General features: G+C 67.5%; 22 protein-coding genes and 2 pseudogenes. 14 read left to right on the forward strand and 10 right to left on the reverse strand.

Annotated elements, in window-relative coordinates; genetic code table 11:
• Window positions 1-274 precede the first annotated feature (274 nt).
• The 4 genes and pseudogenes from LGI35_RS02060 to LGI35_RS02075 all read left to right on the forward strand — a co-directional run bounded on the left by LGI35_RS02060 (window position 275) and on the right by LGI35_RS02075 (window position 3,031).
• Window positions 275-1,236 (forward strand): annotated as a pseudogene (locus tag LGI35_RS02060) (imelysin family protein).
• 1 nt (window position 1,237) lies between these two features.
• Window positions 1,238-1,369, forward strand: a pseudogene (locus LGI35_RS46525) (deferrochelatase/peroxidase EfeB); the annotation flags it as partial.
• A 45-nt stretch (window positions 1,370-1,414) separates the two neighbouring features.
• A complete protein-coding gene (efeU, locus tag LGI35_RS02070; protein WP_227291862.1) occupies window positions 1,415-2,263 on the forward strand; it encodes an iron uptake transporter permease EfeU in 849 nt (282 codons plus the stop codon).
• A 162-nt stretch (window positions 2,264-2,425) separates the two neighbouring features.
• A complete protein-coding gene (locus LGI35_RS02075) occupies window positions 2,426-3,031 on the forward strand; it encodes a hypothetical protein (RefSeq protein WP_227291863.1) in 606 nt (201 codons plus the stop codon).
• Between the two features lie 283 nt (window positions 3,032-3,314).
• Here the strand turns inward: LGI35_RS02075 and LGI35_RS02080 are convergent, their stop codons facing one another.
• The gene (locus tag LGI35_RS02080) at window positions 3,315-4,241 is read right to left on the reverse strand and encodes a DMT family transporter (RefSeq protein ID WP_227291864.1); all 927 of its coding nucleotides are present in this window, start codon (window positions 4,239-4,241) and stop codon (window positions 3,315-3,317) included.
• 86 nt (window positions 4,242-4,327) lie between these two features.
• On the opposite strand from LGI35_RS02080, the gene LGI35_RS02085 reads away from it, so the two are divergent.
• The gene (locus LGI35_RS02085; RefSeq protein WP_227291865.1) at window positions 4,328-5,257 is read left to right on the forward strand and encodes a LysR family transcriptional regulator; all 930 of its coding nucleotides are present in this window, start codon (window positions 4,328-4,330) and stop codon (window positions 5,255-5,257) included.
• A 174-nt stretch (window positions 5,258-5,431) separates the two neighbouring features.
• On the opposite strand, the gene LGI35_RS02090 is transcribed toward LGI35_RS02085, so the two are convergent.
• From LGI35_RS02090 to LGI35_RS02105, 4 genes are read right to left on the reverse strand one after another with little or no spacing between them, the layout of a single operon-like run.
• Window positions 5,432-6,937, reverse strand: a complete 1,506-nt coding sequence (locus tag LGI35_RS02090; RefSeq protein ID WP_227291866.1) for an ABC transporter ATP-binding protein — start codon at window positions 6,935-6,937, stop codon at window positions 5,432-5,434.
• A complete protein-coding gene (locus LGI35_RS02095) occupies window positions 6,934-7,779 on the reverse strand; it encodes an ABC transporter permease (protein WP_227291867.1) in 846 nt (281 codons plus the stop codon). Before LGI35_RS02095 ends, LGI35_RS02090 begins: the two co-directional genes overlap by 4 nt.
• Complete coding sequence (locus LGI35_RS02100) at window positions 7,776-8,786, reverse strand: ABC transporter permease (RefSeq protein ID WP_227291868.1); 1,011 nt, start codon at window positions 8,784-8,786, stop codon at window positions 7,776-7,778. The genes LGI35_RS02095 and LGI35_RS02100 overlap by 4 nt, the downstream gene beginning before the upstream one ends.
• Window positions 8,783-10,342, reverse strand: a complete 1,560-nt coding sequence (locus LGI35_RS02105; RefSeq protein ID WP_227291869.1) for an ABC transporter substrate-binding protein — start codon at window positions 10,340-10,342, stop codon at window positions 8,783-8,785. The genes LGI35_RS02100 and LGI35_RS02105 overlap by 4 nt, the downstream gene beginning before the upstream one ends.
• Window positions 10,343-10,720: 378 nt before the next feature.
• On the opposite strand from LGI35_RS02105, the gene LGI35_RS02110 reads away from it, so the two are divergent.
• The 5 genes from LGI35_RS02110 to LGI35_RS02130 are packed head-to-tail and all read left to right on the forward strand — an operon-like array spanning window position 10,721 to window position 16,601.
• The gene (locus LGI35_RS02110) at window positions 10,721-11,710 is read left to right on the forward strand and encodes a TauD/TfdA family dioxygenase (RefSeq protein WP_227291870.1); all 990 of its coding nucleotides are present in this window, start codon (window positions 10,721-10,723) and stop codon (window positions 11,708-11,710) included.
• A 46-nt stretch (window positions 11,711-11,756) separates the two neighbouring features.
• On the forward strand, window positions 11,757-12,746 hold the full coding sequence (locus tag LGI35_RS02115; protein ID WP_227291871.1) for an ornithine cyclodeaminase family protein: 990 nt from the start codon (window positions 11,757-11,759) through the stop codon (window positions 12,744-12,746).
• Window positions 12,737-14,107, forward strand: a complete 1,371-nt coding sequence (locus tag LGI35_RS02120) for a Y4yA family PLP-dependent enzyme (RefSeq protein WP_227291872.1) — start codon at window positions 12,737-12,739, stop codon at window positions 14,105-14,107. The genes LGI35_RS02115 and LGI35_RS02120 overlap by 10 nt, the downstream gene beginning before the upstream one ends.
• 52 nt (window positions 14,108-14,159) lie before the next feature.
• Window positions 14,160-15,188 carry a cysteine synthase family protein gene (locus LGI35_RS02125; protein WP_227291873.1) on the forward strand — a complete coding sequence of 343 codons (1,029 nt, stop codon included), beginning with the start codon at window positions 14,160-14,162 and terminating at the stop codon, window positions 15,186-15,188.
• Window positions 15,189-15,191: 3 nt separating this feature from the next.
• A complete protein-coding gene (locus LGI35_RS02130; RefSeq protein WP_227291874.1) occupies window positions 15,192-16,601 on the forward strand; it encodes an MATE family efflux transporter in 1,410 nt (469 codons plus the stop codon).
• A 233-nt stretch (window positions 16,602-16,834) separates the two neighbouring features.
• Here LGI35_RS02130 and LGI35_RS02135 read toward each other — a convergent pair whose 3' ends face one another.
• Together LGI35_RS02135 and LGI35_RS02140 are read right to left on the reverse strand one after the other, a co-directional pair.
• Entirely contained in the window at window positions 16,835-17,773 is a 939-nt protein-coding gene (locus LGI35_RS02135; protein ID WP_227291875.1) for a M56 family metallopeptidase, read from the reverse strand.
• A complete protein-coding gene (locus LGI35_RS02140; protein WP_227291876.1) occupies window positions 17,770-18,153 on the reverse strand; it encodes a BlaI/MecI/CopY family transcriptional regulator in 384 nt (127 codons plus the stop codon). Before LGI35_RS02140 ends, LGI35_RS02135 begins: the two co-directional genes overlap by 4 nt.
• A gap of 842 nt (window positions 18,154-18,995) precedes the next feature.
• Between LGI35_RS02140 and LGI35_RS02145 the strand changes: the two genes are divergently transcribed.
• Window positions 18,996-19,541 (forward strand): MOSC domain-containing protein, encoded by a 546-nt coding sequence (locus LGI35_RS02145; RefSeq protein ID WP_227291877.1) that lies wholly within the window; start codon window positions 18,996-18,998, stop codon window positions 19,539-19,541.
• Between the two features lie 15 nt (window positions 19,542-19,556).
• On the opposite strand, the gene LGI35_RS02150 is transcribed toward LGI35_RS02145, so the two are convergent.
• A protein-coding gene (locus LGI35_RS02150) for an IS5 family transposase (protein WP_423835767.1) occupies window positions 19,557-20,386 on the reverse strand; the annotation gives its coding sequence in 2 pieces (ribosomal slippage) (window positions 19,557-20,057 and window positions 20,060-20,386; 828 coding nt in all).
• 964 nt (window positions 20,387-21,350) lie between these two features.
• On the opposite strand from LGI35_RS02150, the gene LGI35_RS02155 reads away from it, so the two are divergent.
• The gene (locus LGI35_RS02155; protein ID WP_227291879.1) at window positions 21,351-21,557 is read left to right on the forward strand and encodes a hypothetical protein; all 207 of its coding nucleotides are present in this window, start codon (window positions 21,351-21,353) and stop codon (window positions 21,555-21,557) included.
• Window positions 21,558-21,725: 168 nt separating this feature from the next.
• On the opposite strand, the gene LGI35_RS02160 is transcribed toward LGI35_RS02155, so the two are convergent.
• Window positions 21,726-21,971: a hypothetical protein gene (locus LGI35_RS02160; RefSeq protein ID WP_227291880.1), complete on the reverse strand. Its 246-nt coding sequence runs from the start codon at window positions 21,969-21,971 to the stop codon at window positions 21,726-21,728.
• A 221-nt stretch (window positions 21,972-22,192) separates the two neighbouring features.
• On the opposite strand from LGI35_RS02160, the gene LGI35_RS02165 reads away from it, so the two are divergent.
• Window positions 22,193-22,642 (forward strand): DUF6228 family protein, encoded by a 450-nt coding sequence (locus LGI35_RS02165; protein ID WP_341483493.1) that lies wholly within the window; start codon window positions 22,193-22,195, stop codon window positions 22,640-22,642.
• 21 nt (window positions 22,643-22,663) lie between these two features.
• On the opposite strand, the gene LGI35_RS02170 is transcribed toward LGI35_RS02165, so the two are convergent.
• Window positions 22,664-23,481 (reverse strand): IS5 family transposase gene (locus LGI35_RS02170; RefSeq protein WP_227291882.1). Its coding sequence is split into 2 segments (ribosomal slippage): window positions 22,664-23,155 and window positions 23,158-23,481, totalling 816 coding nucleotides; the frame shifts between segments, so codons are not numbered across the junction.
• A 350-nt stretch (window positions 23,482-23,831) separates the two neighbouring features.
• On the opposite strand from LGI35_RS02170, the gene LGI35_RS02175 reads away from it, so the two are divergent.
• The gene (locus tag LGI35_RS02175; protein ID WP_227291883.1) at window positions 23,832-24,239 is read left to right on the forward strand and encodes a helix-turn-helix domain-containing protein; all 408 of its coding nucleotides are present in this window, start codon (window positions 23,832-23,834) and stop codon (window positions 24,237-24,239) included.
• Window positions 24,240-24,260 lie beyond the last annotated feature (21 nt).

The raw sequence follows: 24,260 nt of genomic DNA on the forward strand, positions 1-24,260 counted from the left end.
GCGGCCTCCTCGACTCCGCGCAGGCCGCGCGGGCGCCGTCATGGGCACCACCAGCGGCGTCGTATGCGCAGCCGCTGAGGCTTCGTCACTGGTGGCCGTCTGGCTGCGCGGCGGTGTCGAGATCGCGCGGTACGAGCGCCAATGAGAGTAACCACCCCCACCCGGCTTCAAGATAAGGGCAGCCTTCCCTTACCGTCTACATCTACGTAGACTCTGCTGCGACAGGGCACCTGTGCCCGCGCCGTCGGCACACCCGTGTGAAATTGAGGCACCCATGTCCGCCATACCCCGTCCCCTTCTCCTTGGCGCCGGCACCCTGTCGAGCTGCACGCAGAAGGCGACGAGCAATGACGGCGCGCTCACGGTGAACGCCTCGGATTCGGCGTACAAGGTGTCCGAGACCAAGTTCCCCGCTGGACACATCACCATGGCCCTGGAGGACAAGGGGTCCCAGGTCACCGAGGTGTGCATGCTCTTCTCTGACGACCGGATCGCGGCGGAGCGCGAGAACATCGGTCCCAAAACCAAGGCATCCCTGGTCGCCGAACTCAAGGCGGGCGACTACGAGATCGCGTGCAAGCCCGGCTTGAAGGGCGACGGCATCCGCCAGAAGGTCAGGGCCACACGCAAGAACACGGCAGCCAAGCGGAGCCCGCAGGAGGACACCGCGGTTGTCTCCTACCCCTCAGACGTGCTGACGCAGGCCGAACAGAGCCCTCCTAAGGCAAAGGCATTCACGGACGCGCCGCAAGCCGGTGACATCGACAAGGCGAAGCAGCTCTACACCCCCTCCCGGATCGGCTGGGAGCGCACCGAGCCGGTCGCCGAGGCCTTCGGTGACATCGATCCCAAGGTCGACGTCCGCGAGGACGGCCTGGAAGCCGGCCAGATCCCGGCTGCGGACTGGACCGGTTGGCGTCTGCTGGAGAAGTTTTCTGCTCCCACACCGATCTGGTCGACTTCAAGGCCAACCTCGAAGGCCCGCAGACGTGTTACGAGTTGCTCAAGCCGATCGCCGTGAAGAACGACCCCTCGCCCACCAAGGAACTCGACCAGCAAGTCGCCGCGCTGACGACCCAACTGGACACGTCCCGCACGGACAAGGGCACGGACGAACCCAGCTATGCGTATGCCACGTACGAAAAGGTCGGCGGGCCGAAGCGCAAGGAACTCTCCGACGGTGTGAACGCCCTGGCCGAGTGTTCGTCGAAGCTCGCTGCCGCCGTGGCGAAGTGAACCGCGCAGCCCGAACTTGGCGCGCTATGACGCGCTCAACGAGTAGGTCCAGCACGTGGGTTCGGCACTGTTCGCCGTCCCGCGTGGTGTCTGCGACACGGACACCTGGTGGGACCGGGCGCTGTTCACCTGACGCACTGCAAGCGCCCCACTGCTTCAACCAGAGAAAGGAACCGGCGTGTTCGGCAACTACCTGATCGGTCTGCGTGAGGGCCTGGAGGCGAGCCTCGTCGTCTGCATCCTTGTCGCCTACCTCGTCAAGACCGGCAACCAGCGTCGGCTGCCGCCCCTGTGGACGGGTGTCGGCATCGCCGTCGCGCTGTCGCTCGCCTTCGGCGCCCTGCTGCAGTTCGGGTCCTCCACTCTCACCTTCCAGGCCAAGGAAGCCCTCGGCGGAAGCCTGTCCATCCTGTCCGTCGGCCTGGTCACCTGGATGGTGTTCTGGATGCGGCGTACCGCCCGCCATCTCAAGAGCGAACTCCAGGACAGGCTGGACGCCGCGCTAGCCATCGGCACCGGCGCTCTGGTCATCACCTCCTTCTTCGCCGTCGGCCGCGAAGGCCTTGAGACGTCCCTGTTCATCTGGACCGCGGTGCAGGCCACTGGCGATGGCATCCGTCCCCTCATCGGAGCTGTGCTGGGTCTTGCCACCTCTGTGATCCTCGGCTGGCTCTTCTACAAGGGCGCGCTGCGGATCAATCTGGCCAAGTTCTTCCGCTGGACGGGCGCCATGCTCGTCGTTGTCGCAGCCGGTGTCCTCGCCTACGGCATCCACGACCTGCAGGAGGCCGACTTCCTGCCCGGTCTGCGCAACCTCGCCTTCGACATCAGCAGCACGATCCCGCCCGACTCCTGGTACGGCACCCTCCTCAAGGGCATCTTCAACTTCCAGCCCGACCCGACCGTCTTCCAAATCATCGTCTGGCTGCTCTACCTCATCCCTGTCATGGCCCTCTTCCTTGCCCCCGAGCGCCCTCGCCCAGCCACCCGCCTCCAGCAACCGGCAAGCCAGCCGACCACCGAGTAGCAGAGCGCCGGTACCGCCGGCCGAGACCGAACCGTTCTGCAGCAATCAGCAGCACTGAAGTGCGGTGACGCCTGGCAGGCCCGGATACCGGCACACCCGACAGACACCTGGAACCCCACGTCGGCCACGCACCGCAACCTTTGCCCCGGCCCTGGACGGGAGATGATGTACGAGATCAAAAGGCCCAGCGCCGAATCCGTAAGGGAAGCGGTGCCCCAGGCCGACCGAGTGATGGCATGGTTGGCCGCCCGCGAGGACGTCGAGCAAACCCTCCATGCACCGCTGGGCGATCTACCGAGCGAACGAGACGAACGGCTTGCCCGTATGGCCGACATTCTCCAGGCAACTGCACTGGGACTTGGGCCACAGGCAGCCGCGGTATGGGCTGGTGTGCCCGAACCCCTCCTGCAGCGGTGGCTGGCGAGCGACCAGCACTTCGCCTCCGCTGTCCAAACAGCCTCCGCCCTGGCCAGCGCACACGGGCTTGAGCCCGGCGGCGCAAAGACGCCGGCGATGATTCGAGTCGTGATGCTGGCCCTGAGCAAAGGCGCAACCTGGGACGCTGCCGCCGCCGCGGCGGGGCTGAGCGTTCGTAAACTCCGCCAGTTGTGGAGGGAATCCCCCACTCTCATCGCTCTCCTGGATGCGGCGCGGCGCGCCCGGTCCCGGAAACCCAGCACGTACGTCCCATCCACCTATCGGCCGCGCAAGCCAGGGCTCAAGCCTTCCACCAACACTTACCGTCTCGTGCAGCGCGACGACCAGTAAGTATTGACCGCTGCGGACAACTGGTTGCCAGCCACAAAGAAGCGCTGAGGTCCCAAGCCGCGTCAGCCTGGCGCTCGATGACAGTGCACCAATTCTCCAGTCGACAGTTGGAACTTCGATCGCGTTCGCGCTGCAAGGGTGCTGGAGTCGGTCTGGAGTGGCGGCGAGCAGACCCCTGGGGGCAGGGCGACGCCGGGACGACGCGGCCTGCCCCCATACGGACGGCCGACGAATTGCTTGTCATCCTCGGACAAGATCCCCAGGACCCATCGATCAATTGGGATCAGGGGACGGGAACCTCCACGTCGTCCATGGCCTCGGCCCCGGCCCGCGTCGCAGCCCGACGTGCCGAAACGCGGGGCGCCTGAGAGATGATCACTACCCCGAAGATGACGACGACGCCACCGAGGAGTTCGGCCGGGATGGGTAGTTCGCCGAGCCAGACCCAGGAGATGAGGACGGCGACAGGTGGTACCAGGTACAGCAGTGACGTCGATGTGGCGACCGGCATGCGCGCCACGGCATAGGCCCACATGACGAAGCCGAGCGCGGACGGCAGCAGGCCCAAGTAGACGGCACCGATCCAGGCGCCTGCTCCCGCCCCGAGGAACGTGTCGAGGTCGAGGGGAACGAACGGAAGGGTCATCACCGTGCCCGCCGCCATCGCATAGCAGGCGACTTCAAGGCTTGTGTACCGCTGGAGCAGGGGACGCTGCAGGGGGTGGTAGATGCCCTGGACCACCATCGCGGCGACCACGATCCACAGTGACGCGGACACGGAGACTCCTGCCCTTGCCAGGCAGACGAACACCACCCCGGCCAGCGCGATGACGCTGCCCACGATTGTCGCCACGGAGATCCGCTCGCGGAACAGCGCCGCCGCGACACCGACGGAAACGAGGGGCGCCCCAGCAACGATGATGCTCGCCGTACCGGCGGGAACGTAGGTCTCGCCCCAGTTCAGCAGCAGCTGGTACGCCGTCATGCCGAAGAATCCACATGCGGTGATCAAGCCCAGGTCGCGTACGTGGGGCAAACGCGCCTTCGCCATCAACGCGAACGCGACCAAGGCGAGTGTCGCGATCAGGAGCCGGGCGAATGACAGCCCGATCACGCCCATCGCGGGTGCTGCTGTCCGGATCGCCGGGAACGCGGATGCCCAGAGCATGACGACGGTGAGTCCGGAGACCAGTGCGCGGTTGACCTTCATCTTTCGATGGTGCCAAGATGAAGAAGTAAGCACAATTTAATGTTCTTTACTTATTACCTAAATGAAACTTACGAAAGAGGTGTGCGGTGATCGATGTCCGCAAGTTGCGCATGCTTGCCGCGCTCCAGCGGCTCGGCACCATCGCCGCTGTCGCCGACGAACTCCACCTCAGCCCTCCTGGTGTGTCCATGCAGCTCACCGGGCTCGAAAAGGAACTCGGGCTCCAGCTCACGCAGCGACAGGGACGCCGTGTCACCCTTACGCCGGCCGGCAGCCTTCTCGCCGCGCACGGGCACGACATCATCGATCGGATCTCGCTCGCCGAACTTGAACTGAACGCGCTGCGGGCCGGGACCGTGGGGCATTACACCGTGACGGCGTTCCCCTCTGCCGGGCGTACCTTCCTTGCCGACGCCTGCCGCCACGTCATCGGCGACGACGGGTGCGCGCTCGAACTGCGCATCACCACGTCCGAACCCGAGGCCGCCCTCGACGCCCTGTCCTCGGGCGCCGTCGACCTCGCCGTGATCCACTCCTACTCGAACGTTCCGCGGGACGTCCCAGCCGGCCTGGCGACGCGCACGATCGGGACCGAACCCGTGTGGCTCGCGACCCGAAAGCCTGACCGTCCAGGTGATGGGGAACCTTCGACTCGTCTGGAGGACTACGCCGAAAGCCCTTGGATCGCCGCCACGGACGACGTCACCTGCTTCGACATGGTTGAGCGTGCCTGCGGCCTCGCCGGGTTCCGCCCCCAAATCGTCGCTGAATCCCTGGACTTCTCCGTCCAACTCGCTCTCGTCGCCGCCGGGGTCGGCGTCGCCCTCGTCCCCGACCTCACCGTCGAGACGCTTCCTGACGGCGTCGACCTCCTCACGCCTTCCACACCCATCGAGCGGACCATCTTCATTGCAGCCCGGGCACCCCGCTTCAACGACCCCGGAATCCACAATCTCGCCGCCATCATCGAGGAATCAGCGGCAGCGCGGCTCACGGCACCCCGGCAGCCCCGGTAGGAGCTGCTGGCATCGCCCCAGCCGGCCGTCGTGGATGAGGGTCTCGATAGGCGTCCGGCGACAACGCGCCGCAAACCGCGCGCCAGTTCCTACGAGGAGGGGACGTGCAGCCGATGCGCCCCGCACTGTGCCCCGAGATCATCCGTGCGCCGGACCGGGGCTAAGGCACCTTCACTATGTGGCCTGGGCAGGCAGGAGGCTTGCGGTCGGGCCCTGGTCCGTGATGTGGCCTGCGTCGAGCAGGTGGACGGTGTCGGTGTAGCGGGCGACCAGGTGATGTTCGTGGGAGACCACGACCAGAGTCATCCGGTGTTCGGCGCGCAGGCGGGTGAGGAGGTCCATGATGCCGTTGGCGGTTTCGGTGTCGAGGGCGGAGGTGACCTCGTCGCAGAGCAGGATGTCGGGGTCGGCGGCCAGCGCACGGGCGATGGAGACGCGCTGGCGTTGTCCACCGGACAGTTCGGCGGGGTAGCGGTCGGCGTAGTCGGCGGGAAGGTCGACCTGGGCGAGGAGTTCGACGACGCGCTCGGGGCGGACACTCTTGGGCAGGTCCGCGTGCAGGCGAAGGGGCCGGGTCAACTGCTGGGCGACGGTGCGCCGGGGGTTGAGCGCGGCAAGGGGATTTTGGGGGACGAGCTGGATGCGGCGCTGTTGTTCCCGGGTGCGGCGCTGCACCCGGGGGGCGAGCGGATGGCCGTCGAAAGTCAGGTGCCCGGTGTGGGCGGGATGAAGTCCGGCCAGGACACGCAGGAGGGTGGTCTTGCCGGATCCGGACAGGCCGATGATGGCCGTGGCCGAGCCGGGCACGGCGGTGAATGCGACGTCGGTCAGGACCGGGCGCCGCTGGCGCCCGTTGCCGAAGTAGGCCTCGATCGATTGCCCGGTGATGCCGTCGCCGGGGGGCGTGTCGTGCGCGCCGTCTTCAGTGGTGGACTGGTCGAAGACCGCACGCAGTGCGGGGGCACTCTTGGTCGTCAGTCGAATTGTGCGGTCCGCGCAGGTCTCAACCAGATGCGGGTCGTGGGTGGCGATGATGACGGCGAGGTTCCGGCTGGCGGCGAGGTGACGCAGCAGGTGGGCGATCTCGTCGCGGACCGCGGCGTCGAGTCCGGCGGTGGGCTCGTCCAGGAGGAGGATCTTGGGGGTGCGGGCGAGGGCGCGGGCGAGCGCGACGCGTCGTTGCTGGCCGCCGGACAGGGCGGTGGGCCTGCGGCTGGCAATCCCGGTGTCGACGGGCAGACGGCATTCGGCCAGCAGCTCGAGAACGTTCTCCTCGGACGGGTCGGTGGCGAGTTCGGCGACCAGGCGGCGGGCGGTCATGCGGGGGTTAAGGGCGGAGCCTGGGTCCTGGCCGACGTAGGCGACGGCGGTGCGGCGCAGTGTGCGCAGTTCGTCGGCCGGCAGCTGGTGCGGCGTGCGGCCGAGGACATCCAGGGTTCCGGTCGTGGCGGCGCCGGGGGGAAGGTGTCCGATCAAGGCGCGCAGCAGGGTCGTCTTGCCTGATCCGGAAGCGCCCATGAGGGCGGTGACCTGCCCGGCGTGTATGCGTGCGGTGGTCTCGGGCAGCAGGACGGGCCCGTCGGGCAGGCGTATTTCGAGGCCGGTGATGGTGACGAGGGGCGCCTCGGTCATGCGTTGAGGGGTGGGAGCGGTGGGGTCGGCAGGGGCGAGTTCACTCATGAGCGGGTCACCGCCTTCGCTGTGGTGTCGGGGGCCAGGCAGAGAGTGACCAGGTTGACGGCGATGGCCAGCAGGGCGATGGCCAGGCTGGGGGCGATGACGGCCCAGGGGTTGAGGAGGATGCCGGAGGCGTTCTCACGGACCATCAGCGACCAGTCGGAGGCGGGCGGCTGGGGGCCTATCTGGAGGAATCCGGCCATGGAGATGACGTAGACGGCTTCGACGAAGCGGAGTCCGAACAGGGTGAGGACGGTGGCGCGGAGGTTGGGCAGGATCTCGCGCAGCGCGATGTAGGGCGTGGGCTCGCCGCGGCCCAGGGCCGCTTCGACGTAACCAGCCGTGGCGAGGGGGGACGCGGCGGCTGCGACGACCCGGACCGCGTAGGGCACACCGAGGATGATGGCGGCAGCGACCACGGCCCAGCGTCCTCCGCCGGGCCAGGCGAGAGCAATGAGCATGATGCCCAGCAGGGGCGGCAGGAGGATCGCGACGTCCGCGCTGCGCTCGACAGCTCGGCCAAGTCCGGGCCGCAGCACGGCGATGCAGCCGATCAATGTGGCGGCCAGGGTGGTGACGACGGCGACGAGCAGGGCACCCGCGATGAGGAGGGTGCCGCCGTGCAGAACGCGGCTGAGCACATCGCGGCCGAGCTGGTCCCCGCCCAGCAGGGCACCGTCGCCGGGGGTGGCGAACGGTGCGGTGACGGGGGTGTCGATGGCGTGCGGGGCGACAAGGGGTCCGGCAACCGCGAGGAGCAGCGGCAGGGCCGCGATCAGTACGAGTGCGGTGGTCTTCACCCGGCGGGACGGCCGGCGTGCGGCCAGGGGCAGGACGGCGGTCATGCGCGCGCTCCCAGGACGGCGTAGCGAATGAGGTCGGCGGCCAGCAGTACGAGGCTGACGACGGCACCAGCACAGATGACGACGCCGGCGATCAGTGGTGTGTCACGCGCGGCGACCGCCCCGGCCAGGACGCTGCCGATTCCGGGGTAGTTGAACAGGGTCTCCACCACGACAGCGCCGCCGAACAGCAGGCCGGTGGAGGTGGCCATGCCGGTGGCGATCGCGGGGACAGCGCCGGGCAGCTGGTGGCGCAGCAGGACGTGGTGCAGGGGCAGGCCGTCCAGATGGGCGGCTTCCACGTGTGGGGTCGATGCCTGGTCGGCCAGTGCGCCGCGCACGACACGGGTGTTCCACCCGGCCTGAGGGATGACCAGGGCGAGGACCGGCATGATCAGCATGGTCCAGGACGCGGGTTTTCCGTCGCCGCCGGTCACAGTGACGGCGGGCAGCCAGCCTGTCCACAGGGACAGCACCAGCAGCAGCGCGGCCGAGACCACGAACTCGGGCACGGCGAACGCGGCTGTCGAGGTGTGGGAGATGATCCGGTCGGTCGGGCGGCCGGGGCGGGCGGCGGCCCAACATCCCAGCAGCAGGGACAGCACTACCGTGATCGCGAACGCGGTCATGGCCAGGACGAGGGTGTTGGGCAGCGGGTCGGCGAGCAGCTCGGTGACCTTCTGCCCGCGGGCGGATGTACCGAGGTCACCGGTCGGGAGCGCGGTCATCCAGTGGGCGAACCGCGCCCACAACGGTCGGTCCAGGCCCAGCAGATGCCGCCGGGCGGCGAGGTCTGCCGCGCTCTCCCCGCGCTCGGCCGATGCGCCGGCCGCGTCCCCCGGCAGAATCTCAACTGCCGCGAACACCATGGCCAGCAGGACGATGAGCATCAGGATGCGGCGTCCTGCCGTCCCCGCGATCCGCACCGCGATGTGTGCGGCCCGGCGTGGGTCGGTGGCCGCCCCCGTGCCGGGGGCGGCCACCGGGCCGGTCTTGGCCGTCTGGCTCAACGCAGCCACACGCCTTCGAGCTGGACGCGTCCGTAGCCGGCGAGCTTGGGCAGGTTCTGCACCTTCGCGGCTGCGAGGTCGATTCCGTCGGCCATGCCCCACAGCAGGTAGCCGGAGCGGTCGTGCTCGATCTGCTGGAGATCCTTCAGCGCCGCAGTGCGCTTCTTGGGGTCTGCGCTGCTGATGGCCTTGCGGTAGGCGGCGTCGAAGCCGGCGTCGGCCCATCCGGCCTCGTTCTGGCCCGCCTCGCTGACCATCGTCTTGGAGGCGAAGAAGATCACCGAGTCGTTGGTGCCCCAGTAACTGGTGTAGAAGTCGCCGGACTTCCAGGTCTTCTCCCAGAATGCGCCGGACTCCTGCTTGACGACCTTGATCTTGATCCCGGCTTCGCGGGCCTGGTTGGCGAACAGGGTCGCGGAGTCCGCGAGTCCGGAGATGTCCTCGGTGGTGACCAGTTCGTACGTCTTCGACAGGTCGAAGTTCGCGTCCTTCAGCAGCTTCTTGGCCTTGGCGAGGTCGCGCTTGCGCTGTGGGATGGCCTTGGCGTACTCGGGGTCGCCAGTTCCCAGGATGTCGTTGGCGACCGTGCCGTACCCGGACAGGACTTGCTTGACCATGGCCTCGCGGTCCACGACCAGGCGCATCGCCTCACGCACCCGTTCGTCCGCGAAGGGGCTGCCCTTGGCGGTCCGCATGACGATCGGCATCGCCATGTCGTTCGGGCGGCGCAGCACCTGGACGTCCTTGCGGGACTCGGCGGTGCGGGCGGCTAGGGCACCGGCGTTGGAGGCAAGGTCGATCTGCCCGGCGAGCAGAGCGTTCGCCATCGCCTGCGGGGTTTCGAACATGGTGACTTCGATCGCGTCGAGGTGCACCGTGCCGCCGTACCACTTGTCGTTGCGTACAAGGCGCGCGTTGCCGCCCCGGAACCAGTCCAGCTTGAACGGGCCGGTGCCGGGCGCCTTGGCTATCGCGGAGTCCTTGGTGTCCTTCTTCATCACGAAGGACGCGAAGCGTGTCATGAGGGGGAATTCGGCGTTGGCGTAGTCGGAGACGACCACGACCGTGTCCGCGCCCTGGGCGCGGATGTTCTTGGCCTGGATACCGGGCAGACGGGCCGCGCCGGAGGGGGTGTTGCGCAGTCGCTTCAGCGACCACACCACGTCCTCGGCGGTCACCGGGGTGCCGTCGTGGAACACCGCCCCCTTGGCGATCTTGAACTTCCACGTCTTCAGGTCTGCCGACGACTCCCACGAAGCAGCCAGGCGCGGGACGGTGTTGGACTTCGCCCCGGGGACGGTGAGGGTGTCGAAGACGAGGGCAAGGATGAGGTAGTCACTCTCGTTGGCCTGGGTGCCGTGCGGGTCCCGGGTGATGGCACTCGCGTGCCCCAGTGCCCCCACTCGCAAAGTGCCGCCTGCGCGAGGTTTGCCTGGCGTCCCACCAGAGGCTGCCGTGTCCTTGGAATTCCCACTGCCGCCACTGCAGGCTGCAAGAATCCCGGCCGCTCCGATGCCGGTGCCGGCCCACAGCAGCTGTCGTCTGGTGACGCCCACGTCTAGTCCTCGTCTCAGGTTCGCACTTGGTCGTTCTTAGGGTTACCTAACCGAAGTCAGCCAGACTTCGCAAGCCGCCCCACCTTGCAGCCGAGGCCGCCGAAGCGGCTCCGGCATTCCTCAACACGCCTATTCAGCAAGAGTTTTGATGATGTGTCAGACAGATGCTGACTCGCCGAAAATGGGACTACGTTGATGTAGTCAATCACATCAGTTAGGGTTGCCTTACCTCAGTAGCGTTGCTACTTTCCTGGTGTCCGGCGGCGCCCCGAGCCGCGCAGCGCCCGACCATTTACGCCTCTCTCCCCCCGCTTTCGAGCCGGTGCGGCGATGCCGCATGCCCGCGCTTCGATTCGTCCTGCCCCGGAAGGTGCCACCGTGCCCACCTGCCCTGCCCCGGTACGCCCTCTCGACGTCACCGCCGCAGCCGAACTGGCCACCGCCGCAGCCAAGCTGCTCGCCGATCACGGCTCCGCCACCTCGCCCGAGCTTCTCGCCGCCCTCCCCCAGGCGTGCGCCGGGCTCACAGACACGGTCCGCCACACCCTTCGGCCCGTGGACACCGCCGACGGCCTGTTCGTCCTGCGCGGCCTGCACCTCGAGGACGAGGGCCTCGGCCCCACGCCTGGTCACTGGTCGACGGTCGGCGACGCCGGCGCGTTGTGGGACGTGGTCCTGCTGCTGGTCTCCGCACTGATGGGCACCCCGATCGCCTGGGACGGCCAGCAGGACGGCCGGTTCGTGCACAACATCGTGCCCTCACCCGGTCACGAGAGTGAGCAGACGGGCGCCTCGAGCTCCGTCCTGCTCACGCCCCACACCGAGGACGCATTCCACCCCGGCCGCGCCCACTTGCTCCTGCTGTGTTGCATGCGCAACAACGACAACATCGCCACCACCGCGGCCAGTGTCCGCCGCACCGCCCTTTCCGAGGCCGACGTCGAGCAGCTCAAGCGGCCGGTCGTACCGATCCTGCCGGACGACGCCTACGAAGAGGCCCAGCAGTTCGCCGGACGCCCCGCGCACGTACCGACCCTGTTCGGCACTCCCGAGGGGCTGACCATGCGGTTCGACCCCGCCTACACCCCGCTCGACGAGGCCGACGCTGAGTGGCGTGAGGCATACCGGCGCCTGGAGGACGAACTGGCCCGCGTCTCGGTCGCGGTGAGCCTGGAGCCCGGCGACGTCCTGGTCGTGGACAACGACATCGTCGTCCACGGCAGGGTGCCCTTCAAAGCCCGCTACGACGGAACCGACCGCTGGCTCAAGCGCGCCTCCGTACGCGTTCCCGGACGCCCCACCCGTCCGGGTGCCGAGGCCGACGAGCACGGCTACGGGCAGGCCGCCCTGACCGCCTGGGCCGTCTGACCAGCCCGCCCCAACCGCCGCTCCCCCACTTCGAAAGGGCTTCTTCATGGACCGGGACGACACCACCTTGCGCGTACTGTCCACCAGTGACCTCGCCGGCCTGGACATCTCCCTCGCCGACGTCGTCGACACCGTCGAGCAGGCTTATCGCACCCTGGCGGCAGGCAAGTCGGACAACCCGCGCAAGCTCACAGTCAAGCCCGCCGACGGCCACTCCGTCTCATACGCCATGCTCGGCCGCGACGGCGTCCGCGAGGTCGTCGCGATCAAGACCTCGTACAAGCACGGCCTGCACGAGAGCCGCGAGAGGCAGCACTACTACACGACCCTGACCCTCTACGACGACGTCACCGGCCTTCCGGTCGCGATGATGGACTGCTCCCGCATCGGATCCCTGCGCACGCCGGCCGTCTCCGCGCTCCTGGCCCGCGAGTGCGCCGCCCCGGATGCCTCGACTGCGCTGGTGGTCGGCACCGGCACCCAGGGTCGTCTTGCATTGCCGTTCCTGCTGACCACCCTGCCCCAGCTGGACCGCCTGCTGCTGTCGGGCACCCACCCCGACGGCATCGCCGCCGTCCGCGCCGAACTCGCCCGCCACTTCACCGACCGCGACGTGGAACTGGTCAGCGACCTGAAGGCCGCCGCGCGCGAAGCCGACGTCGTCATCGCGACTGCCGGCGCCCACACGCCCGCCGCAATCGAAGCCGACTGGCTGCGGCCCGGCGCGACGGCGATCCTCGTCGGCCACGGCCTGTCCCCCTCCACCCTGCACCGCGCCGACCGGGTCATCGCCACCAGCGAAGCCCAAATGCAGGTCACAGGCACCGACATGGCCGACGCCGACGGCAACCTGCCCGCCGTGGACCTGGAGCTTCCCGTCATCATCTCCGGAGTCTCCAGGGCCCGCACCACGGCCGAACAGCGCATCTTCGCCTACAACAGCGGTCTGGTCGTCACCGACATCGCCCTTGGACACCGTTTCGCACAGCTCGCTGCCGAGCAGAAGCTCGGAACCGAGGTGGCCCTGTGGCAGTGAACAGCAAAAGCTGGCCCCGCTTGCCGGCCCTGCCCGATGCCGCCACCGAGGCGGTGATGGCATCCGGGGTACTGCCCGAACTCGCCTACGCGTTCGGCGGACCCTTCCATTTCCTGCTGCCCGACGCCTTCGCCACCAACCTGCGCGCCATGCGGGCGGCTCTGTCCGCGGCCGGCGTGGACGGCTTCGTCTACTTCGCGAAGAAGGCCAATAAGGCAGCCGTCTTCGTCGAACAGGCCGCCGCACACGGTGCCGGCGTGGACGTCGCCTCCACCGCCGAGCTGCGCGAGGCACTCGGTCACGGAGTACGCGGTGAGCAGCTGATGGTCACCGGCCCTGCCAAGGACCCGGCGCTGCTGCTTCTGGCCGTGACACACGGTGCCCTGATCGCCGTCGACGCTCTCGATGAACTCGACGCGGTAATCACCACCGCAATGGCCGGACGGATCCGCCCGGCCCGCATCCTGCTACGTGTCCTGCCCCCGGCGCAGCCGCACAGTCGCTTCGGGATGACCGGCACCGAAATCACCACCGCTCTGCAGCGGTGTGTCGAGGCCGGTGAGGCCCTGCGGATGGAAGGCTTCAGCTTCCACCTGTCCGGCTACGCCCTCGAGCCCCGCGCCGACCTCGCGGCCCGCCTGGTCGAACAGTGCCTGAAAGCACGTGTGATGGGCCTGGAAGCCAGCCGGATCTCCATCGGCGGCGGCCTGCCCATCAGTTACACCGACGCGGACAGCTGGCACACGTTCCTCCAGGCGCAGAAGCCAACCCACTTCCACGCCGGCAAGACGTTCAAGAGCGGGGACTTCTACCCGTACCACTCACCGGCGTCCAAAGCTCACGCCGTGGCCACCTTGCTGGAAACCGAGCCCGAGAACGGCGACAGCACCCTCGCCCGGGTCCTCACCGATGCCGGAGTCGAACTTCTGCTGGAGCCGGGCCGTGCCCTGCTGGACCAGGCCGGCGCCACCGTGTTCACCGTGCAGGGCAGCAAGGACCGCGACGGCTACCAGCTCCTGACGGTCGACGGCACGAGCCTGAGCCTGTCCGAGCAGTGGTTCAACAGCGAGTACCTCCCCGACCCGCTGCTGATCCCCCTCCGGCCAAACGCGCCGACCGGCGCGTTCCCCGCGAGCATCGGCGCTTCCACCTGCCTGGAATCGGACATGCTCACCTGGCGCAAGATCGTCTTCCCGCAACGCCCCGGGCCCGGTGACCTCCTGCTGTACCCCAACACGGCCGGCTACCAGATGGACTCCAACGAGTCCTCCTTCCACGACCTGCCGCTGCCGCCCAAGGTGGTCATCGACCACATCGACCGCCCCCGCCCGCGCTGGCGCCTCGACCGCCACTTCACCTGACCGCCAGTACATGCGCCCGTCGCCCTGCCGTCCCCTTCACAGGAGTCTTCTGATGCCCGGAGCCCTGCAGCGACCCGCCGTGGTCTCCCGCATATCCGACCTGATCGGCTACACCCCCCTCCTCGAACTGGCCACCACCGAAACCGGCAGCCGCCTGCTGCTGAAGCTGGAAATGTTCAACCCCACAGGCACCGCGAAAATCCGCATGTCCCGCGCAATGATCGACGCCGCCGAAGCCTGCGGAGACCTCCGCGCCGGAGGCCGGATCATCGAATCCACCTCCGGCAACACAGGTCTTGGTCTGTCCGTGATCGCCGCCGAACGCGGCTACACGTTCACCGCCGTCGTCGACAACCACGCCGCCGTCGACAAGCTACGCGCCATGAAAGCCCTGGGTACCGAACTCGTCTATGTCGTCGACGACGGCACCGAGGAACTGGCCACCGCAGCCCGCGAGGAACTCGCCGAGGACATGGCCCGTGGCCAGGACAACACCATCTTCACCGAACAGCACAACAACCCCGCCAACGGCGTCGGCTACTTCCCCGTCGCGCACGAACTCGCCGAAGCCCTGGACGGCGACATCGACATCCTCATCGGCGCCGTCGGCACCGGCGGCGGTCTGTGCGGCACAGGCCGCGAACTGGCCAAGCTCATCACCGACTTCACCGTCGTCGGCGTCGAGCCCAAGGGGTCCATCGCCTTCGGCGGCCCCGCTCACGACTACTACCAGTCCGGGACCGGCACCCCCGAGGGCGCCGAGATCGGCGCACTGGTCGACTTCGACCTCATCGACGAAGGCGTCAAGGTCGGCGACATCGAAGCCTTCGCCACCTGCCGCGCCGTCGCCCGCACTGGAGTACTCATCGGCGGCTCCGCAGGCGGAGTCGTCTACGAAGCCCTCACCCGCCTGCCGTTGCTGCCACCGGGCACCACTATGGTCGCCTTGATCAACGACGGAGGGGAGAAATACATGGACACCGTCTTCAACGACGACTGGATGGCCGAGCGCAACCTCCTCAGCCCCGAGGTCGAACGCGAAGTGGACGAACACCTCACCAAGCTCCGCAGGAACCGGTAACCCATGCTGAACACCCTCCTCCGCGACAGCCGCACACTCGGCGCCCTGGCCATCCCGCTCATCCTCACCCAGCTCGCGCAGGTCGCCCTGACGACCACCGACACGGTGATGATGGGCCTGCTGGGCACCACCGAACTCGCCGCCGGTGGCCTCGCCATCGTCATCTTCAACCAAATCCGCACCATGGGCGTCGGCCTGGTCACCTCCGTCGGCAATCAGATCGCCGCCGCAGCCGCACGAGCCGAAGCCACCAACACCGGCAGCATCAGCGGCGAAGGCTCGAAGGAGGGAGCACAGGACGAAGTCCGGGCCATCGTCCGCGCCAGCCTGGCCGTGGCCACCCTCGCCGGCATCGTCGGCGCCCTCGTCATGATCCTCATCGGGCACCTCCTCTCGTGGCTCGGCCAGGACGCCTCCGTCGTCCGCCTCACCCAGACGATGCTCTACGCGCTCGCCCCAGGCCTGCTCCCCTGCCTGTGGTTCCAGGCCATCCGCCAGTTCACCGTCGGCATGCGACGCCCCCAGGCACTCCTGCAGATCACCCTTGGCTCGATCGCCGTCAACGCCGCACTCAACTGGACACTCATCCACGGCGCATTCGGCCTCCCCCGCCTCGGCCTGACCGGGGTGGGCATCTCCACCTCCACCGTCTACCTGCTGTCTTTCATCGCCCTCTACCTCGCCGCGAAGAAGGACAGCGAGCTGGCGCCGCTCCTCACCCTCGACATCACCCGCGCGGACCCTGCCACCGCCAAACGCCTCCTCGGCCTCGGCATCCCGATCGCCGCCACCTACGGCTCCGAAGCCGGCTTCTTCTCCGTCACCGCCCTGATGGCCGGCTCCTTCGGACCCGACGCGCTCGCCGCGCACACCGCCGTCAACCAGCTCGTCTACATCGTGTTTCAGGTCGCCGTCGGCCTGTCCCACGCCGCGTCCATCAACGTCAGCCGCGAACTCGCCCTGGGCAACCACGACGGCGCCCGCCGCATCAAGAACACCGCCCTCGCCTGCGCGGCGGCCGTCATGACGGTTGTCGGCCTCGTGTACCTCACCCTGCCCCGCCTTGTCCTGGCCCCGTTCCTCGAGACCGGATCCGACCAGGCCCTCACCATCGCCACACACCTGCTGATCGTCACCATGTTCCTGCAGTTCTTCGACTGCACCCAGAACATCGGGGTCGGTCTCCTGCGCGGCCTGAACGACACCAAGAGCGGCTTCCGCATCACCCTGATCGGCTACTGGGCCATCGGACTGCCTGCCTCATGGCTCCTCGCCTACGCGCTGAACCTGGACACGGTCGGGATCTGGCTCGGACTCCTCACCGGCCTCGCCACCACCGCGCTGCTGCTGCTGCGCCGCTACAACACCGCGCTCGCCGCTGCACAACCCCAGCCTGCCCCCACCCCAGCCTGACCGCCGAACCCCCACAGCCACACAGCCACACAGCCACACAGCGCAGACGGACTCTCCACCACCGCCTCATCCATGCCGACACCGGCAGCGAGTCCGTCTGCGCCTGCACGACGGCAACAAGAAACCTCTTCGCCAGCCCGCTGGACGCAGCCGATGAAGGAGCCACGATCACTAACCCGTGCCGGAAGCGAACAACACGCTGAGCCACCCCACAACCTCGAGCGGCCCGTCGGCTAGCCGATCAGCTGTCGTGCCGCGTACTCCACGTACTCATGCAGCCCGTAAGCCAGCGCAAGAGCCGCTACCGCCGCAACGACCACCATCCCCGCCAAGGCAGCGACAACAGCTCGCCGGCCACCCCCTCGCGGGATCACCGGCTCAGGCAGAAGGAGAGCCTCAACACGCTGGGGCACTGGCCCGCTTGTCGCCGACAACAACGGATAGCCGCCGACACCGCCGTGGGACATCCCGGCCAGAGCCGCCCGGGCGATAGCCGCAGCCGCCATCCGCCGATCCCCCACGACCGCGGCGGCATCCTCGTCCGCCCATCGCTCCACGTGGAAAACCAACGCCTCCCTCAAGCTCCGCAGCGCAGGGTGAACTACAGCGGCAAGATCGACCACTGCCGACAGCAGATGATGACGCCCGGCCAGGTGAGCCCGCTCGTGCGCCAGCAAGACCTCGCGCTCGCCCGCCTTCAGCGACCGCACCATCCCTGACGTCACCACAACCCGGCCAGGGCGCCCCCGGTATCCGGGAAGCGCGAAGGCATCCACGTCACTTCCCGCAACCACCAACACGTCCCCGTCACCGGTGCCCTCATCCGCCGACAGCCAGGCGCGTTCGAGCAGCGAACGGTGCTGAAGCCAGCGCCGCGCCAGCAGTACCAGCTGCACCAGCATCACCGCTCCAGCCGCACAGGCCAGCGGAACCGCCGCCGGCCACACCTCAAGCACACGCGTCAACGACAGCTGCTCCAACGACGCGAGGAACGGCACGTGGAACAAGCCGACCAGCGCAGAGATCGTCGCGCCGGCCAGCAGGACGGCCGCACCCGTCAGCACCCAGCACGCCCAGCGCGGCGGCAGCCTGCAGGCAAGACGTCTTGCAATGGCCACCCCGCCCCATGGGAAAGCGAGGGTGAAAACGACCACGCCCAACACGTACGTCACTCGGATTCGTCCTCAGCTTCCAGGAGCAGCCGTCGCAACGTCTCTTCGTCGCCCTCGGACAGCGACGAAACAAACCGCTTCAGCACCAGGTCACGGCGGGGATCACTCTCCAGCTCGCGACGCATACGGCCCGCGACAAGTCCCGCCTCGTCCTGCACCGGCTCGTAGGCGAAACCGCGCGCCACCGGCATCCGGCGCAGCGTTCCCTTGTCATAGAGACGGCTCAGGATGGTGGCCATCGTCGTCCTGGCCAGGCCCCTGTCGAGGGCGGCATTGACCTGATGCGCAGTCATCGGCTGACCGGCCTGCCACAGCACGGCCAGCACGTCCGCGACAAGCTCGCCATGCTGACGCTTCTCGTCCCGACGCTTGTTCGGCACTTCTCCCGTCCCCCCACAACCCCAGGGCGGCACAGCCAGACCAGTGCGGATAGCACCTTGCCGACGACTACAGTCGCGTAGACGTATGCCGCAGATGTTTCTTAGGCATGCCTAATCTACCGTCCTCGGCCACCGGCATGGCATGGGCCTGCATCTCCGTTCGATGTCGACCACACTGCGCGCCCCTACCACCAGGAGAGCGCCGACCCGATCCGCCGCGGCACCGACCACCCTGCCACCAGCCCGCCCCACAGCGCAGGGCGGCTGCCAGACCTGGGAAGGCCGGATAGGCGGCAGGGGGCGTTCGTAGCGCTGTCCCGATAGATATCAGCAGCGACGTTTGCGTGAGCACGCTTCCGGCTGCCGCCATGGAGGGCCTCTCGTACACGGGAGCCCCGGATGTGCCCTCTTGACCCCCTACGTCCGTGTACCCGGCCCTGGACAGCACCCCAGCTCGCACCGATTAACGGAGCTGTCTTCCTCTCCTACGACGACGGGCAGGGCGTCAACTGCATCGAGCAGGACCACGCGAGCCCGATGCTCGACGCCCTGATCCGCATCGCCAATGCGCTCGGAGTTCCGCTCCGCGATCTCGTGCAGGACGACCGCTCCACTGCTCGCCATCGAGCGGCCGCCCTCTCCCGCCGCCGGTCACCTCCAAGCGCCGGCGGCGGGGGCTAGGAGCTGTCTCTTTGGCGTTCGTTGACGGGACGGTGCCGATCAGGAGCCGGACATGACCCATCCGCCGGATGAGGTCCGCTCACTGCACGCTTCCCTCACAAGGCTGCTTGCACCGCCTCTATGATCGACCGGCCGCAGAACGACGACAGATGGAGGGCGTGATGCCTGGTCAGGTGACCGCAGTGAGCCGTAACGAGGGGTACTCGTTCAGCAAGCCCAATCGCGATTCCATCAGGCTGCTCACGGGGCTCGGAGTGGAAGGAGACGTTCACGCAGGTGAGACAATCCGCCACCAGTTCCGCATGACCTACGAGCCGAACCTGCCCAACCTGCGCCAGGTCCACCTGATGCCCGAGGAACTCTTCGACGAACTCGCGCTCAAGGGCTATAGGGTCTCTGCGGGCCAGCTCGGCGAGAACATCACCACGCGCGGAATGGACCTGTTGGGCCTGCCCACCGGCGCCCTGCTCCATCTCGGGGAGCAGGCGGTACTTGAGGTGACCGGACTGCGCAACCCATGCTCGAAGATCAACGACTTCCGCAAGGGGCTGCTCGGTGAGGTCTTCGCCATGGACCCCTTGTCCGGCGAGTTCACGTTCAAGTGTGGCGTCATGGCTGTGGTCCGCCGTGGAGGGACCGTCCGCCCCGACGATTCCATCCAGGTCGAGCCCCCGCCACCCCCTCACCGCCCGCTGGAACGGGTCTAGGTTCTTGTTCCGTGGTCATCGGCGTGCCCAGATGAGGATGGCGGCGAGGTGGAGTGCGCCCTTGTAGGCGATGGCGAGCTTGTCCGTTCGCATGGCCAGGCCGCGCCACTGCTTCAGCCGGTTGATGCATCGCTCGACCGCGTTGCGTTGCCGATACGCCTCGGCGTCGAAAGCCGGTGGGCGACCGCCGGCGCGGCCTCGCCGCAGACGGTGGCCGAGTTGGTCGGACGGCTGGGGGATGACAGCGCGGATTCCACGTCGGCGGAGGTGTTTTCGGATCGCGCGGGATGAGTACGCGCGGTCCGCCAGGACGGCATCGGGTCGGGTCCTCGGTCTTCCCGGCCCGCTTCGCGGAACACGGATGCCGGCCATGACGGTCTCGAAGGCCGGGGCGTCGCCAGCTTGGCCTGCGGTGACGCAAAGGGCGAGGGGGCGTGCAAGGCCGTCGCTGGCGAGGTGGACCTTCGTGCTCAGGCCGCCGCGGGAGCGTCCAAGCGCATGGTCGCCGGGTTCGGTCCGGCCTGGAGCCCCTTTTTCCTGGCGCCGGCGGCGTGCTGGTGAGCCCGGCAGACGGTGGAGTCCACCGACACGGTCCAGCCGATGTCGTCAGCACCCTCGGCCGATGCCAGAACCGCGGCGAGGATGCGTTCCCAGGTGCCGTCCACGGCCCACCTGATCAGCCGTTTGTGGGCGGTCTGGAACGAGCCGAGTTCATCGGGCAGGTCCCGCCAGGGCGAGCAGGTGCGGTACTTCCACGCGATGGCTTCCAGGGTTCGGCGGTGATCGGCCCACCGCCGACCACGGACCGGATCGGCCGGCATCAGCGGCTCGATCCGGTCCCACATCGCATCAGTGATCACTAATCGGACGGACACACCCGATCAACAGACCAACCGATCAAAGAGACGCGCTCTAGTGGCGAACGCTGCGTCCGCGTCCGCGTCCGCGTCCGCGTCACGTAACGGGCCTTCTCTGCGCACGCCTCGTGCAGCTCGACCGTCAGGCCGCCCGCCGATGGAGAGTTCTTCATAACAGACCTGATCTTCTGGCCCGGCTCGATCGGCTGGTCGCAGTACCAGCAGAACCGAACACCCTCGACGCTCACCGGCGGGCCTCCCTCAGCACCCGCCGCAGGTCGCGCGCATCGGGGCACAGGGCAGCCTCGTCGGCGCACTGCTCGCACGTAGTGCTGTGCTCGAGCAGTTGCGGGTAGGTGAGCAGGGCGGTGCACGCGCGGCAGCCGCGGGGGAACCAGGCGGCCACAGTGCCGTGAAAGGCGGCTTCGCGTTGGCCGAGTTCGACCGCGGCGAGTGTGCACAGGTTGGCGCCGCACCACACGCAGGCCTGACCGCGCGTCTGTGGCTCTCCGAGCGCTTCCGGGGCGGGAAGTAGGCGGTAAAGGGGGCCCCAACAAGGCTGCCGGAGGGTGAGCCGGTCGACGATGGCGGTGCAGAGCCATGGTCGGTGGAGGTCTTGGCCCAGCCGCCGAGGGACTCGTTGGAGGCGCCCACCCTGTTCGCCGCCCACCGAACAGACGGACCCTCACACCCGACGCACGTGGGCGGTCGGCTCAGGATCAGGCGTTTCTTCTATGCGGCATGTCGGGGGGTGGATCCGGCGATCTCGACACCTACGCCTATTGCATGCCGAAGCGTCAGATCACCTTAAAAAAGGTTCCATTGGGGCTATCCTCTCGTCGCACGGGCCTGAACCGCCCGAAACCTCCATGAGGCAGAGAGGGGGGTCCAGGTGCTTGTCGTCCATGGGGCGTTTGCGACGGCCGTCGTACGGGACAGGACAGGAGAGCCGGTGGTCCTGCTCTCCGGCGAGCTTCCCGAAGCGCTCACACCCGCCAGCCTGGACGACCTGATGAATCTGGCCGCCGCGGTGCTGGACACACAAGAACTGGAACTGTTTCGCAAGTGCCTGGCCGCACTGCGATACGGGGAGAAAATCCAGGAACGCCGCATCGAGGTGAACGGCGCCGTCCTGGCGGTCTACCGGGACCCTGGGTAACGAACGGTAACGAACGGCCCTGTCTCACTTCTCAACGGTCTCCAGCCACGGGCGGAGGAAGTGGCGCGGGGCGGACATCCGAATCAAATTGCTCAAGCGCCGGATGTTCAGCGGGGCAGGCTTCCATCTCCTTCGCAAACGCGTCGTGCCCTACTCGTGAGCCGCAGGTCAGACCGCATCATCAAGGAGCCCGAAGCCTTCCGAGAACCCTTCCAGGAAGGCGCGCCGCGCAGGGTCAGACTCGGCTTCAGCCATCGTTCCCAGGAGATCGATGAACTCGCTCCGCTGACTGCTCGACAGCTTGCCGACCAGGTGGCCGACGCCCTCCAGTACCTTGACCGCGTCGTCCGGATCCATCTGCTCGTCGTCGCAGCTCTCGATGAACCGCAGGACATCGACCAGGGCTTCGGCCAAGGCGTGGGTCAGAGACGTATACACAGGCATCAAGGCGGGTTCCCAGCAGTTACGGCAGCAGAGTCCGGCCGTCCCACCACACGCCACTGACATCCCACTCACAACTCCTAACGGAATGACCGCGTCGAAACTGCGCTCGGCTCCCCCGCGGACCGGGTGTCAGCTACGAGGTACAAAACCCCTGGTCACTGGGAGCCTCGTGTCCGTAGCCTGCACACGTGATGGAGGAAGACGAGACCAACCCGGTTGTCCGCGTCGGAGGTGACCGGCATCGAACGATCAGCCTGCGCTTCCACATGCTGACACGTTCGTACCCGGAAGAGCGAGATGACGTGATGCGCGACTTCCTCGTGACAGCTCAAGGTGAGTCGGCGCGGATCGAGGTCACGGTGAGGACCTGGGACGGTGACGGCCTCGACGTCTTCCTTGCCGAACTGGCAGAGGAGTTTCGTGGCTGGAACGGCACCAAGACCTGGCGCTCCCTTGAGGACGACTTGACGCTGGCTGCCGAGCACGCAGGATCACACGTCCGGTTGACGTGGGGGCTGCATGACCGTCTCCCCGATGACGAGTGGCGTTTCGAGATGGCGACCTTCCATGCCCCTGGAGAAGACATGCGCCGCCTTGCCATCGAGATGCGTACCTTCCTGAAGTCGGACCCGCTGAAGTAAGCGGAGATAGCTCTCAGCCGTCTACGGGCCACCCAACACGCCAAGTTGTTGGTAGGTGATCAAGCAGCAGGCGAGTTTGAGAAACGCTTCGGGAATGTCGGCCCGCCGTTCCCAAGGCATCCACAGACGTCGGAAGCCGTGTAAACAGGCAAAGATCCTTTCGACGACCCACCGGTAGGTGCCCAGACCACTGCCGTGCCGAGTACCACGTCGGGCGATCGCCGGCACGCTGCCTCGATCGCTGACCTGGTCCCGGTAGATGTCGTGGTCGTAGCCGCGGTCAGCGAATAGCGAATCCGGTTTGTGGCGGGGACGACCGACCCGGCCGCGGATCGGTGGAATGGTGTCGAACAGGGGCAGTAGCTGGGTCACGTCGTTGCGGTTGCCGCCGGTGAGCAAGACCGCGTGCGGGGTGCCGTGCCCGTCGGTGATCAGGTGGTGCTTTGAGCCGGCTCGGCCTCGGTCAACTGGCGACGGGCCCATGTGATGCCCCCTTTTAGCGCCCTGACGTGGGACGAGTCGACGACGAAACGGGACCACTCCAGTCGGGAGGCCGCGTTGAGGTCGGCGAGCAGGACTTCGTGAAGTGCCTGCCAGACACCCGCCTCATTCCAGTCCCGCAAGCGTCGCCAGCAGGTCATACCCGAGCCGAAGCCAAGCTCCTTGGGTAGGTACTCCCACTGGATCCCGGTGTGCAGCACATACAGGATCCCGCACAACACATCCCGGTCAGGCAACGGCTTGCGACCTGGGTGCCGGAAGCACCGTTCGCCCTGCGGCAGCAGCGGCTTCAGACGGTCGCACAGCTCATCCGGCACGACCCACGGCGACGTCTCCACACCAGACGGAACGCTCAACTGCTCACGTAGGCACGGCCATCAGCAGCGATCCAGCCCATTGTGTTAACCGCTGTCAGTCAGACCTCCACGGCAAGTGAGCCAGAACCAAAAGACTCGCGACCATGGCTCACCTTAAAAACGGGGTGCCTCTCACACTCGCGAACAACTGACTTCACGACCTGTGAAGAGAACCAGCGGCACGAATGACGGCTTGCTGCTTGCTGCCTGTCGGGGTCTGCACTGGTTCGGCTGTGTGATCATTCTGGTGTCGTGGGATGCCGTGTGCGGGTGGGATGTCGCGTCTGGGTGGTCATTTGCCTGGGGCGGTAGAAGCAAGGAGAATCGATCTCGTGGCCAATGCACTTCAGGAATTGGTGAAGAACCGGCTGGAGCAACAGGGCTGGTCCTACGGTGATGTGGCCCGGCGTGGTGGTATCCCACGTTCGACGGTCCATCATCTGGCGACCGTGGCGCAGGTGGCGCGGATGCCGCAGCAGGCCACCCTGGAGGGTTTGGCGAGGGGGCTGGAGCTGCCTCTGGACGCGGTGCGCCGGGCGGCCGCGGAGGCGTGCGGTATTCATCTGTATTTCGAGGACGGTGCCGGTTCCGCGGCCGATCCGGAGATCGCCACGTTGATCGCGAGTCTGCAGCGGCTGTCGGATGCCGACCGCCGTCATGTCACCGCGCTCGTGGAGTCCCTTCTGCGCAGCACCCCCGACCACGACACCCAGACCGGCACCAGCCCGGGCTCGAGCTGACGTCGGTGGCGCCCGGCTCCT

The sequence above is a fragment of the Streptomyces longhuiensis genome (genome assembly GCF_020616555.1).
GTDB lineage: Bacteria > Actinomycetota > Actinomycetes > Streptomycetales > Streptomycetaceae > Streptomyces > Streptomyces longhuiensis.